The organism is Paenibacillus sp. FSL R7-0345 (genome assembly GCF_038595055.1).
Classification (GTDB): Bacteria; Bacillota; Bacilli; order Paenibacillales; family Paenibacillaceae; genus Paenibacillus_AQ.
This window is the reverse complement of the sequence record NZ_CP152002.1, coordinates 5,609,961-5,623,173: the sequence shown is the minus strand read 5'-3', so window position 1 is coordinate 5,623,173 and position 13,213 is coordinate 5,609,961. Positions and strand designations below refer to the sequence as shown.

The window sequence follows — 13,213 nt, the reverse complement described above, 5'->3', positions numbered from 1 at the left end:
TTTTATTTTGGAGGTTCGTGATGGATTTAGGAATAAAAGATAAAAATGTACTTATTGTAGGGGCGAGTAAAGGTATTGGACGTGGAATTGCAGTAGCTTTCGCTGAAGAGGGGGCTATAGTTACTACGATTGCACGTAGTAAGGAGCTTTTAGTTAACTTACATGAGGAAATATCTGTGATTAATAATCAAAATAATAAATATTATGTCTCTGATCTAATGAATGATGATGCCAATATGCTTGCTAAGAAAATTCTGGAAGAACGTGGGACATTTGATATTGTGATTCATAATGTTGGTGGATCTCTAGTAAGTAGGAACGCTCTTGGAACATTGGAAGAATGGCATTATGCATGGAAATTTAATGCGGGAATTGCTATTGATATGAATAATATATTAATACCCCCTATGTTAGAAAAAGAGTGGGGAAGAGTTGTACATATTTCTTCAATTTCTGCCAAGATGCTTAGAGGAAATCCGTTATATGCATCCTCTAAAGAGTTTTTAAATGCATATGTAACAACTGTTGGACGTGAACTAGCTTCCAAAGGGATTGTTATGACTGCTGTTATGCCTGGTGCAGTGGCATTTCCGGGGAGTTATTGGGATAATTATACGCAAACTGATCCAGCTAGATGTGAGGATTTTCTAAAGCACCATCAGGCAGCTGGACGATTCGGTACTGTTAAAGAAGTTGCTGATGTTGTATTGTTTATGGCGAGTGAACAAGCGTCATTTATGCAAACAGCACTTATTCCTGTAGACGGAGCTAACATGTAGGAGGAGAAATTTTGAAACGCTTATTTGATATCACATTCAGTTTATTAGGACTGATAATTGTTTCTCCGTTTTTTTTATTATTTGCTGCTATTGTATTTTTTACATCACCGGGTGGTGTATTTTTTAGAGGAACACGAGTAGGGCAGTTTGGGAAAACATTTAAAATCTATAAATTTCGCTCTATGATTAAAGATGCTGAAGGAAATGGTAAGTGGAATGTAGGTGAGAATGACACTAGAATTACATCTATAGGTCATTTTTTAAGAAAAACGAAAATTGATGAATTACCTCAACTGATAAATGTATTGTTGGGCGATATGAGTTTCGTAGGACCAAGACCAGAATTACAGTATTATGTTGATATGTATACCGAGAATGAAAAAAAAATACTCGACTTAAAGCCAGGAATTACAGATTGGGCATCACTGACTAATTTCGAACAGTTTGAGAGTTTTACCAAAGCTGAAGATCCAGATGAAGCGTATCTAAAATTGATACGACCATTAAAACTTGAATTGCAATTATATTATAGAGATAATAACTCGTTTTTTGGAGATTTTAAAATAATTATCTACACTGTTTATAAAGTATTTACTCGTACTAGAAGGCTTCCTAAAGAATTGAGTTTCTTGGTTAACAAATTTCAAGTGGAACACTTAAGAGTTTCAACTGATGAACAGAAACTAATTGGTAAAGATGTTTGTGATAATATACAAAAAAGTGAGAAAAGTTCAATAGGGGGATATTCAGCATGACGAGCGAACAACTTGCATGGAAAATTAAACGCCATGGTATTGAAATGACTAGTATATCTAAAGGTTCTCACATCGGTGCTATCCTATCAGTAGCAGATATAGTGGCGGTCCTGTATAACGATATAGCTCATGTTGATTCTGATAATCCACTAATGTTGGACAGAGACAGAATTATTCTAAGTAAAGGACACGCAGGTGCATCTATTTACGCAGCCCTTGCTGAAAAGGGCTTTTTTAATGTTGAAGAGCTAAAAACCCATTATGCTGATGGTAGTAGACTCTCTGGTCATGTATCTCATAAAGGTATTCCAGGTGTAGAGTTTTCAACAGGATCACTGGGGCATGGATTATCAGTAGCTAGTGGAATGGCACTTGCTGCAAAGAAAGATTCAAAAAAACACAAGGTTTATGTGATTTGTGGTGATGGTGAATGTAATGAGGGATCAATATGGGAAGCAGCTATGTTTGCACATCATTATAAGTTAAATAATTTGATTGCTATTATAGACCATAATAAAATGCAAAGTTTAGATTTTTGTGAAAATACGATAGCGCTAGAACCCTTTCCTGAAAAATGGAGAGCGTTTGGTTGGGATGTTATCGAGATTGATGGACATAATCATAAAGAGCTAAAAAATGCATTCAAAATAGCTAATAATTCTGTTGAAAATCCAACTGTTATAATTGCGAATACAATAAAAGGTAAAGGGATCTCTTTTATGGAAAATAATATACTTTGGCATTATAGATCACCTCAGGGAGAAGAGTATGATGCCGCTGTTGCAGAATTGGAGAATAATAAAATATGAGAGACACTTTTGTCAAAACACTAATTGAAATTGCAAAAAAAGATAGAAATGTACACCTGATTACAGGAGATTTAGGGTTTGGCGTTCTTAAACCATATTGGGAGGAACTCCCTGAACAATTTACTAATGCTGGAATTGCCGAACAAAACATGACAGGAATTGCAGCAGGCATGGCAAGAGAAGGGAAAATAGTGTTCACATATTCAATTGGTAATTTTCCGACCCTTAGATGTCTTGAGCAAATAAGAAATGATTGTGCTTATCATAATGCCAACGTAAAAGTTGTTTGTGTTGGAGGTGGTTTTGTTTATGGTTCTTTAGGAATGAGCCACCATGCTACAGAAGATTTATCTATTATGAGAGCTCTACCTGATGTTACAGTATTGGCACCTGGTGATTTGACTGAAGCAGAAGAAGCTACTAAAGCTATTTATAATCAACCTGGAACTTGTTATTTAAGGCTTGGTAGAGGTGGAGAAAAACAAATTCATGAGAATATTAACAAATTTCAAATTGGTAAAGCAATTAATATTAATAAAGGTAATCGCATAGCAATATTTTCAACTGGTGCGATTTTTGATGAAGTTATTGAAGCAAGTGAAATGTTGAATAAAAAGGGATATAATCCCGAATTATACACATTTCCAACCGTCAAACCCATTGATAGAGAAACCATAGTGAATTGTTCTAAAAGATTTGATTTAATAGTTACTGTCGAAGAACATAATATTGTAGGAGGATTTGGCAGTGCTATTTCTGAAGTGATTGCAGAGAGTCATTCTGTTAAATCAAGAGTCTTAAGAATTGGCATTGACGATAAGTATTCTAGCATAGTCGGTTCACAGAAATATTTAAGAGAAGTTTATGGGATGAGCGCAATGGCAATTACACAAAAAGTAATAGAAAGTTTAGGTGAAGTATAAATGGGAAAAAAAATTCTCATTACTTCAACTAATGCAATGGCATATCATTTTTTAGTTCCTCATATAAAAAGTTTAATTGATGACGGGAACATAGTTGAACTTGTTTGTACAAATCTTAAAGGTTATGATGAGCTTTTAAAAAGTAAATTGGATGGGAAATACTTAATACCTATTAAATATGTGGATTTAAATCGAAGTCCATTTAAATTTAGGAATATTAGAGGGTATTTACAACTTAAAAAATTGATTAATGAAGGAAATTATGATCTGATTTCAACCAATGAACCTGTAATGGGTATTACAACAAGACTAGCTGCTAGAGGTAGAAGAAAGAAAGGTCTAAAAGTTATTTATACAGCCCACGGGTTTCATTTTTTTAAAGGCGGACCAATAAGCAGTTGGATTTTGTTTTATCCGATTGAAAGGATAATGTCATTTATAACTGACGCAATCGTAACAATTAATAAAGAGGATTACGGAAGAGCACAAAAATTTAATGCTAAGGAAGTCTTTTATATACCCGGTATAGGATTAGATACTAAGGCTTTTTCAAATGTTAATGCTAACAGAGAAGAAAAATGCGCTGAGATTGGAGTATCAAGTAAGTCAATAATATTATTTAGTGTAGGTGAGCTTGGCGAAAGGAAAAACCATGAAGTTGCAATTCGGGCTTTATCTAAGACAAAAAATAAGAAACTTATTTATGTCATATGTGGAGAAGGCGAGTTAGAAAGATATTTAAAGGATCTATGCAAAAAACTAAATATATTAGATAGGGTTTTTTTTCTAGGCTATAGAAAAGATATTGCGGAATTATGTAATATTTCGGATATATATGTATTTCCTTCTAAAAGAGAAGGTTTAGGGATTGCAGCTCTTGAAGGTATGTCTGCTAGTTTACCACTGATTTCTTCATATGTTAATGGTATAAGAGATTATACTAAAAATGCTGAAACTGGGTTCTGTTTAGATCCTCAAGATACTGATGGTTTTGCAAAAGCTATGGACTTGCTAGCCGGAAATGAAGCATTAAGGAAAAAAATTGGGAAAAATAATGCTAAAGTTGCTAATTCTTTCGATATAAGTAATGTTAAACATATTTTTAAAAATATTTATAATTCAGTAATGACTAATGGGAGAACGGATTGATGAAACCAGTAAGAATACTTCATGTTATTGACGGTTTGAAAAGTGGCGGTGCTGAAACTTTTATAATGAATATTTACAGAAATATAGACCGCAATAATATCCAATTCGACTTCTTAATACGGAATCAAAATGGAGATGTTTATTCTTCGGAAGTAAAGAAACTTGGAGGGAAAATATTTTTCACAGCACCTTTTCCTAGACAACCATTCAATAATTTTAAAGATTTAATTAAGTTTTTTAAAAATAATAGTGATTATCGAATAATGCATGTTCATGCTAATTCACTGGTCTATATAATACCACTATTATTCGCAAGAATTAATAAATTTAATAAAATTGTTCTTCATTCACACAATACAAAGTCAGTTAATAGAATCAGTAGATTTATACATTTAATTAATAGATTATTTATTAATAAGATTATTACTGATAGATTTGCATGTTCTTTAGAAGCTGGAAAATGGATGTTTGGAAAAGAAAAATCCATGATTATTAATAACGCTATAGATGCGAAGACCTTTGAATACGATATTAATAAAAGAACAAATATTAAAAAACAAATGGGCTTAGACGGTAAAATTATTGTGGGACATGTAGGTAGATTTGTGAATCAAAAAAATCATATTTTTGTTTTACGAATTTTTAAAGAGATGGTAAGAAATAGTGAAAGGTTTGTGCTTTTATTGGTAGGAGATGGACCACTTAAAAGTAAGATAGAAAAAGAAGCTGAAATGCTCAATATAAAAAAGTATATTTTGTTCACCGGAATTCGAGATGATGTTTCTGATTTGTTTCAAATAATGGATGTATTCTTGTTTCCATCGCTGTATGAAGGATTACCTTTTACATTGATTGAAGCTCAGGCATCGGGCTTACCATGTATAATATCTGATACTATCTCTAATGAAGCCGTTATTACGGATTTAGTTGTTAGGTTATCCTTGGAATCTTCGTCTCAATTGTGGGTTAATGAAATTATTAAAGCACTGAATTTTGATAATAAACGTACTGGTAAATATAAAGAAATAAGAAAAACAAAATTTGATGTTAAAAATAATACTGAATGGATAGAGAAATTTTATTTGTCGTAAAAAAGAAGTTTCAGTGAGGATGTCTTACTCCGTAAAATCGTTCGTACTAATATTTATCATAAATATTTAAATATTGGATTCAGGAGCGTAATAATGAAAATACTATATCTTATATATATGAATTTAGATAATACACCTTATTTGGGAGTCAAAAAGAAAGTATATAGTCAAGTTCAAGCAATGAGAGAATTAGGACATCAAGTCGATGTTGCTTACTGTAATGAAAGTGGACTCGTTATTCAAGTGGGGAATGTTAAAAATATAATTGAGTTGAAAAGAGGAATAACCAAATATCGATATTCTATTTACAAAATAGTAGCCCCTAAAATTATTCGAGATGGATATCAGATGGTTTATATTAGATTTCCTGGATCAATAGATATAGCAATGTACTTAATGATTAAAGCTCTCAAAACACAAGGAATCATTACTTACTTAGAAGTTCCTACTTATCCGATTGTTGGTGAAATGACTAAAAGATTAAAAGATTCCTTTTTAAAAAGAAAATTTAAAGATTTTGTTACTTGTTCGGTAGCGTATTCTATTCATATAATAGCAAGAAAAATGTGCGCGAAATTCTTAGATAAAATAATAACATTTTCACCTGTTGAAAGTATATGGGGAGCGCCTACTATTACTATAGAAAATGGTGTTAATATATCTGAATATGAAATTTTGCCGAAAAAAGAATTTAGTGCCGAAGAAGTTGTTCTAATTGGGGTGGCAAATCTTTCGATTTGGCATGGTTATGATAGAGTGATAAAAGGAATAGCAGAATATTATAAATATAAAACTATTAACGAACCTGATGTTGAATTTATTATAGTTGGTAATGGAGAGGCAAAAGAAGATTTGGAGAAACTATCCATGCAATTAAATATAAAAGAAAAGGTGAAGTTCACAGGTAATCTTCAAGGAAATGAATTGAAAGAAGTGTATAAAAAATCGCACATCGCAATGGCATCTCTGGGAATGCATCGACTTGGGTTGAAAATAGCATCTACACTCAAAACAAAAGAATACTGTGCACAAGCCTTTCCATTTGTTTATGGGTATGAAGAGGTAGCTTTAAACAAAAAAATTCAATTTGCATTTCAAATAGAGTCAAACGAAGCCCCCCTTAATATTAGAGATGTGAATGCATTTTGGGCTCGAATTCAGAATATACCCGACTATCAAAGTGAAATGTACCAATTTGCAAAAGAAAATTATGATTGGATAATCCAAATGAAAAAAATATTTGAGTAGAAGGAAGGAAGAAATATTGATTTTAGCGAGATTGTTATTATTTTTAATTTCATTAATCACCGCTTTATTTGGTGTTTATTTAAATTCTTATAAGATACTATTCATGTCTATTCTTCTACTATTAATTCATAATATTGTTTTTTCTTTAGAAAACCTAAGAATGAGAAATGTATTTTTAGGGTTTCAATGTACAATGTATATTTTTCTAATAGGAGGACTGGTGCCTAACTACTTTAGAGGAGAAGCATTAAATTCAGAATTCTCGATACAAGTAAATTATCATATAGTTTTCACAATATATCTATCTTTGTTATTTGTATTTTTAGGACAATACGTAATTGAAAATGTTGTTTTTAAAAAAAGTCTCTTAAAAAAGGTTGATAATTTTGGTGTTTCAGATAAATTCCATGTGCTTTTGAAGGGAAATATTCGTTCAATTAGTCGAAACCTATATTATTTATTATATGCTCCTTTTATTTTTTCTATTATTGAAAAGGTAATTTTTGTGCAAAAAATGGGTTATTTATCTTACTATACAGATTTTCAGTCTCAAATTCCTTCTATAATCCGAAGGGCTGGGAATATGACTGAAATTTGTTTATTTCTTTTTCTTGCAACGCTGCCTACTAAAAAAGAATCTAGGATACCTTTGCTCCTATATATATTTTATGGTGTACTGGCCATAGGTTATGGGCAAAGAAATCATTTAGCTTTAGTTTTATTAATTATAATTATATATTCGCTAATGAGGAATAATCTTAACGGAGAAATTTGGTTTGGAAAAAAAGAATTTCTACTCACGGTTATAGGATTGCCATTTCTTATGTCTTATTTTGCAATATATCAGTCCATAAGATCTGGAACTGAAAATACTTTTAGTTCTTTTTTTGATGCTTTTTTTGGTTTTTTTGAACAAACGGGTGGAAGTGTTAAATTAATTGGTTATGCTGATTCTGTTGATTTTATTTTTTCAAAAGAGAGATACTACAGCTTGTTTGCTATTACAGATTACTTGAAGAATAATCTTTTTTCTGAGTTCTTTTTCAACTTTCAAACATTTAAAGATAATACTATTGAGTTAGCCCAGCAATCAAATAATTTTGCTGCAACAATAAGCTACTATGTGACACCTTATAATTATTTACAAGGCGTAGGTATGGGGAGCAGTTTTTTGGCTGAGGTTTACACTGATTTTAATTATTTTGGAGTCATCATTATAAGCGTTTTTTACGGTATTATATCTGCTTGCATATCAAATATTAATAAAAATAAAGTCATTCTATTTGCACTGGCTTTAAGTATGCTTAGATGGTTTTTGTATACTCCGAGATTTACAGCCTTTGCTTTTATAACTGAAGCTCTTAGTTTATCGAATATTACAATTATAGCATTGGTATATTTAGTTAGTTTGTTTTCTTTAAAAAGAAAAGTTCAATTTATTAGATGAATCTTAACTATATAATGGCTGATAATTTAATAGTAGAGGAGTGTGAACATGGAAGATGAAAAGGTCTTAATAATGTTGACTAGTGAGTTCCCATATGGTAATAAGGAAGCATTCATAGAAAGTGAACAAGTAATATTTAATAAATTTTCAGAAGTCGTAATTATTCCATGTCATGATGATATTCCTCCCGTATTAAGAAACTCTATATTTCATAATGTTAATATTAATGTTATCCGATTAGAAGATTCAATTCGTACATTATCTGCTTTAAAGTTAGTATATAAATGTTTAAAAGGTATGTTTAATCTAACATTAATAAAAGAAATATTATTAATGATTAAAAAGGGTAGCTTTACAATTACTAAGCTAAAAGAACTATTAAGCTTTGTAGTAACAGGAGATATTAAAGTCAGCGAAATAAAGAAGGTTCTTAATAAAAAGTATAGCAGCGAATCAATTATATTTTATTCCTATTGGATGCATATTCATGCTTATATAGCCCTGAAGTTAAAGGAAAGTTTTCCAGGTAGCAAGGCTATTACTAGATGTCATGGATATGATTTATATGAATTTAGACATGACTCTAATTATATACCTTTAAGAAAGTATATATTAGAAAATGAAGATGCGATATTTGCGATTTCTGAGGATGGTAAGAAATATATTGATCAGAAGTACAATGATTTTTCAATGAATGTGGCTTATTCTAGATTGGGAACTATAGACAATGGTTTTAATCAAAATAGGCTAAGCAGACTGCCATTAAAAATTATATCTTGTTCAAACTTAGTGGAGGTTAAACGTGTACACAAAATAATTGAAGCACTTAATCTAATAGATGAATTTGAAATCATTTGGAAACATTATGGGGATGGTATTTTACTTGAAGGTTTAAGGGCACTTTCTAATGAAAAACTTTCTTTAAAACATAATATAAGCTTTTCATTTGAAGGTGCTAAGCCAAATTCCGAAATCATCAAAGATTACAAAAATAATGATTACAATTTATTTCTTAATGTAAGTGAAATGGAGGGAGTTCCAGTTTCAATTATGGAGGCGTTATCTTTTGGTATTCCTGCTATTGCTACTAATGTGGGTGGGACAAAAGAAATTGTAATAACTGGAGTCACTGGTTATTTAATTGATAAGGATTTTAGCTCTGAGAGTTTAGCAACAAAGATTAAGTTTTTAAATAATTTAAGTGAACAAGAGTATGAAGAGTTAAGAATTAGCACAAGACAGTTTTGGGAAAGTGAATGCAATGCGGAGAAAAAATATTATGAATTCTATAATACAATATGTAATTTATAGCATTGGAGTATAATGAATACAATGAATATTATTATAAAAAAATTAAAAACATCTGGTTTTTTTTTAGTATTTGGTTCAAATGTTCTAAATAAAATCATTTCGTTTTCTAGTGGAATTATCCTTGTGAGATTACTGAGTAAAAGCGAATATGGTTTATATAGCTATGCTTTAAATATTATGTCAATGTTTTTGCTTGTAAATGGAATGGGCACTAATACAGGCATGATGCAATTCGGTAGTGAAAATTTTAAAGATAAGCCAGAAGTAGGTGATGCGTATTTCCGTTTCGGAACATGGATTGGAATTGTTTTTAATATTATTTTAACTGTAGCAATAGTATTATATTCTTTCTTATTTGAGCCTTCTATTAAAAATGCTAATGTACTCCTATTGTTAATGTCAGGCATACCTATGGCTGCGTTTATTCTTGAATCAATTCAAATATACCATAGGGCAAATGCAAATAATAAAGCATTTGCGATTTTAAATACAACCAATACTATATTGGTATTTAGTTTTACAATTTTAGGAGCCTATATTTTAAAGGTATACGGAATAGTCTGTTTTAATTATTTTGCGTATTCTATTACAATCTTAATGGGGTTGAAATTATCTAAGGTTATATCAAAACTAAAAAATAGTAAATATAATTTAAAGAAAATTGAAAAAACAAGGTTTTTGAAATTTTCTTTAATAGCTACCTTTAATAATGGCATATCGCAACTACTATATATTATTGATGTGTTTTTGATAGGTGTGTTTATCGGAGATACTAATCTTATTGCCACTTATAAAACTGCAACTTTAATTCCATTTGCCTTGAACTTTATACCGTATTCTATAGCTGTTTACATATACCCCTATTTTGCTAGTCGTAATCAAGATAAAAAATGGATTAGGAAGAATTACTGTGATATTTTAAAGTATTTAGGGCTATTCAATGTGGTTGTATCTGGTTTTTTGTTTATCTGTGCTCCTTTTATTATATATACAATATTTGGTGAGCAATATTCTGATTCCTTATTGGCATTTAGATTATTAGCAATAGGTTATTTTTTTTCGGGTACCTTTAGAATTATTACAGGTAATATAATAGTTATGATTAGAAAAGTGAATTTTAATTTTTATCTAAGCCTAGTAATGGGAGGTATCAACATTATTTTAGATATATATATGATTAAAAACTATGGGATAACAGGTGCGGCAGTTGCGACATTAACGGTGATAATATTGAATTCTGCAATTAGCACTATATACTTGTTAAATTGGACTCGATCAAAATAAATTTGATAAGAGGAAGGGGATGAATAATATTAATGAAAAAAACTCTAGTATAGAATTACTTAGGATTTTCTTGGTTTTTCTTGTGATTTTAATTCATGCCACTCCATTAGGAAAAATTAAACTTGGAGAAATAAGTAATATTAATCTTGGTGTTACTTATTTGATATATTCTTTCGCTAGACCAGCAGTTAACATTTTTATTATTATCTCAGGGTATTTTTTATGCGATAAAGTAATTAACATTAAAAAAAGTACGAATAAATTGTTGCAACCAATTCTATTTTTTCTGCCTGTTTTATTTTTTTACTCAATAATTAGTTTGAATGAAAATGGTTACGGATTAATCAAATCACTCCTCTTATCACTACTATATATCCCAACGCTTGGAGGGGTTTTTTTTCACTTGTGGTACATAGCATCATATATATTATTACTTCTGGCTACTCCATATTTAAACCTAATAATTAGAAATTTGGAAAGTAAAAAACTATTGAATCTAATATTTATTTGCCTTTTGCCAATTGTACTTATATCTTCTATATCTGACTTTTTTGGACTGAAAGTCACATATTTCTACAGTGGTCCATCATTTACTGAACTTGGATTTTATAATTTTTTTATCTTTATACCATTATATTTAATTGGAGCATATTTTAGGAAAAACAAGGTCGTAATTAAATATGCTTTTATTAAATATATAATTTGTTCTTTATTCATAGCAAGTTTTAGTTTAGCATACTCATTTAATTTTACTCCTATAAATATATTAAGTAGTTTATTAAATCGTTCTGAGATTACTAGAACTTATAATCTATACGAAGCTATATTTAAATATAATAATGTATTTGTTTTAATGTCATCAATTTATTTGTTTTATTTTTTCTCATCTTTAAAAATTAAAAATACTATTGTTAACGTTATAGGGAAAATGACTTTTGGAATGTATGTTTTTCATAGTGTTATTCTATCAATAGTTTATAAAGTTATATTATCTGATGAGAATTTTTTATATTATCCAGAATATCTGCCATCAGTCATTATAATCTTTCTAGTGGTAGTAATTACTTTTATTGTTGCTTTATTATTTGAATTTATAAGGATTAAGCTTAAAGAGAAATATGATCTGTATCGAAAAAACAACAAGCATAGCAGGTTAAAAATTTAGGAGGAACATTTATGATTAATATTATTGGTTTGGGTTATATTGGTTTGCCTACAGCATTGATTTTGGCAGCAAATGGAGTGAGTGTGACTGGGACAGATTATGATCGTGAATTAGTTGATACCCTTAATTCAGGGATGACTACATTTGAGGAAGATGGGCTAGATAAATTATTTATTAAAGCAAATGAAAACGGAGTATTGTTTACTACAGAATATATTAGTACTGATATCTATATTGTTGCTGTTCCGACTCCATATGATAAAGCGAGTAAGAAAATAGATGCAAACTATGTTATATCTGCAGTAAATAGAATTTTGGAGGTTTGTTTTGATGGAGCGATAATTGTAATTGAGTCTACAATCTCACCTGGCACAATTGATAAGCATGTTAGACCACTGATTCAAGCGTTTGGATTAGAAACTGGGAAAGATATTCACTTAGTACATGCACCAGAGAGAATCATTCCTGGGAATATGATACATGAACTTAAGTTTAATTCTCGTACTATTGGAGCTGATACTAAGTCTATTGGGGAGAGAGTGAAACAGATTTATAGTTCTTTCTGTGATGCGGAGATTATTATTACTGATATTAGAACTGCTGAAATGACAAAGGTTGTTGAAAATACATTTAGAGACATTAACATTGCATTCGCAAACGAGTTAACTAAAATATGTCGTACAGATAAAATGGACGTATATGAAATAATACGAATTGCGAACATGCATCCTAGAGTGAATATCTTACAACCAGGTCCGGGAGTCGGAGGTCATTGCATATCAGTTGACCCATGGTTTTTAGTGGGCGATTATCCTGATTTGACAAATTTGATATTAGCTGCAAGAAAAATAAATGACTCTATGCCAAAACATGTTCTAGGAAGAATTAGGGACATCATGAGAGAGCACAATATTAAAGATATTTCAAAAGTTGGTTTATATGGGCTAACATATAAAGAGGATGTCGAAGATACTAGGGAAAGTCCAACACTTCAATTATTAGAAAATATGGCAGAACATCTTGCTTATGGAATTAAAGTTTTTGATCCAATGGTGAAATCAAGGGTTGTCGATCATCAATTTATGAATTTTGAAGATTTTTTAAATGAAATAGAAGTCCTTGTTATAATGGTTTCTCATACACATATTAAAGAAAACATGGATTTAATTGAAGGAAAGCTAATATTGGATACTAAAAATATCTGTTCTTTTAACAAAAGCTATAAATTATAAAGTAGAGAAGGAGCAGAAAA

Annotated in this window: 12 protein-coding genes; all 12 read left to right on the top strand. The window is 30.4% G+C overall.

Annotated features, from left to right (window positions below):
- Positions 1–20 precede the first annotated feature (20 nt).
- The 12 genes from NST84_RS24225 to NST84_RS24170 all read left to right on the top strand — a co-directional run bounded on the left by NST84_RS24225 (position 21) and on the right by NST84_RS24170 (position 13,193).
- A complete protein-coding gene (locus NST84_RS24225; RefSeq protein ID WP_342562658.1) occupies positions 21–779 on the top strand; it encodes an SDR family oxidoreductase in 759 nt (252 codons plus the stop codon).
- A gap of 11 nt (positions 780–790) precedes the next feature.
- A complete protein-coding gene (locus NST84_RS24220) occupies positions 791–1,534 on the top strand; it encodes a sugar transferase (RefSeq protein ID WP_342562657.1) in 744 nt (247 codons plus the stop codon).
- Entirely contained in the window at positions 1,531–2,343 is an 813-nt protein-coding gene (locus NST84_RS24215; protein WP_342562656.1) for a transketolase, read from the top strand. Before NST84_RS24220 ends, NST84_RS24215 begins: the two co-directional genes overlap by 4 nt.
- Positions 2,340–3,266 (top strand): transketolase C-terminal domain-containing protein, encoded by a 927-nt coding sequence (locus tag NST84_RS24210; RefSeq protein WP_342562655.1) that lies wholly within the window; start codon positions 2,340–2,342, stop codon positions 3,264–3,266. The genes NST84_RS24215 and NST84_RS24210 overlap by 4 nt, the downstream gene beginning before the upstream one ends.
- Positions 3,267–4,415 (top strand): glycosyltransferase, encoded by a 1,149-nt coding sequence (locus NST84_RS24205; protein WP_342562654.1) that lies wholly within the window; start codon positions 3,267–3,269, stop codon positions 4,413–4,415. It abuts the gene before it with no gap.
- A complete protein-coding gene (locus NST84_RS24200; RefSeq protein WP_342562653.1) occupies positions 4,415–5,506 on the top strand; it encodes a glycosyltransferase family 1 protein in 1,092 nt (363 codons plus the stop codon). Before NST84_RS24205 ends, NST84_RS24200 begins: the two co-directional genes overlap by 1 nt.
- Positions 5,507–5,623: 117 nt before the next feature.
- A complete protein-coding gene (locus NST84_RS24195; protein WP_342562652.1) occupies positions 5,624–6,754 on the top strand; it encodes a glycosyltransferase in 1,131 nt (376 codons plus the stop codon).
- Between the two features lie 16 nt (positions 6,755–6,770).
- Complete coding sequence (locus tag NST84_RS24190; protein WP_342562651.1) at positions 6,771–8,201, top strand: O-antigen polysaccharide polymerase Wzy family protein; 1,431 nt, start codon at positions 6,771–6,773, stop codon at positions 8,199–8,201.
- Between the two features lie 48 nt (positions 8,202–8,249).
- Positions 8,250–9,512: a glycosyltransferase gene (locus NST84_RS24185; protein WP_342562650.1), complete on the top strand. Its 1,263-nt coding sequence runs from the start codon at positions 8,250–8,252 to the stop codon at positions 9,510–9,512.
- 21 nt (positions 9,513–9,533) lie between these two features.
- Positions 9,534–10,796: an oligosaccharide flippase family protein gene (locus NST84_RS24180; protein ID WP_342562649.1), complete on the top strand. Its 1,263-nt coding sequence runs from the start codon at positions 9,534–9,536 to the stop codon at positions 10,794–10,796.
- Between the two features lie 19 nt (positions 10,797–10,815).
- Positions 10,816–11,961, top strand: a complete 1,146-nt coding sequence (locus NST84_RS24175) for an acyltransferase (protein ID WP_342562648.1) — start codon at positions 10,816–10,818, stop codon at positions 11,959–11,961.
- A gap of 11 nt (positions 11,962–11,972) precedes the next feature.
- Complete coding sequence (locus NST84_RS24170; protein ID WP_342562647.1) at positions 11,973–13,193, top strand: nucleotide sugar dehydrogenase; 1,221 nt, start codon at positions 11,973–11,975, stop codon at positions 13,191–13,193.
- Positions 13,194–13,213 lie beyond the last annotated feature (20 nt).

Excerpts from the sequence above, each read along its gene's own strand:
- NST84_RS24225 (WP_342562658.1), top strand. The coding sequence starts at position 21 with ATGGATTTAGGAATAAAAGATAAAAATGTACTTATTGTAGGGGCGAGT.
- NST84_RS24205 (WP_342562654.1), top strand. The coding sequence starts at position 3,267 with ATGGGAAAAAAAATTCTCATTACTTCAACTAATGCAATGGCATATCAT.
- NST84_RS24195 (WP_342562652.1), top strand. The coding sequence starts at position 5,624 with ATGAATTTAGATAATACACCTTATTTGGGAGTCAAAAAGAAAGTATAT.
- NST84_RS24170 (WP_342562647.1), top strand. The coding sequence starts at position 11,973 with ATGATTAATATTATTGGTTTGGGTTATATTGGTTTGCCTACAGCATTG.
- NST84_RS24215 (WP_342562656.1), top strand. The coding sequence starts at position 1,531 with ATGACGAGCGAACAACTTGCATGGAAAATTAAACGCCATGGTATTGAA.
- NST84_RS24200 (WP_342562653.1), top strand. The coding sequence starts at position 4,415 with ATGAAACCAGTAAGAATACTTCATGTTATTGACGGTTTGAAAAGTGGC.
- NST84_RS24175 (WP_342562648.1), top strand. The coding sequence starts at position 10,816 with ATGAATAATATTAATGAAAAAAACTCTAGTATAGAATTACTTAGGATT.
- NST84_RS24210 (WP_342562655.1), top strand. The coding sequence starts at position 2,340 with ATGAGAGACACTTTTGTCAAAACACTAATTGAAATTGCAAAAAAAGAT.
- NST84_RS24180 (WP_342562649.1), top strand. The coding sequence starts at position 9,534 with ATGAATATTATTATAAAAAAATTAAAAACATCTGGTTTTTTTTTAGTA.
- NST84_RS24185 (WP_342562650.1), top strand. The coding sequence starts at position 8,250 with ATGGAAGATGAAAAGGTCTTAATAATGTTGACTAGTGAGTTCCCATAT.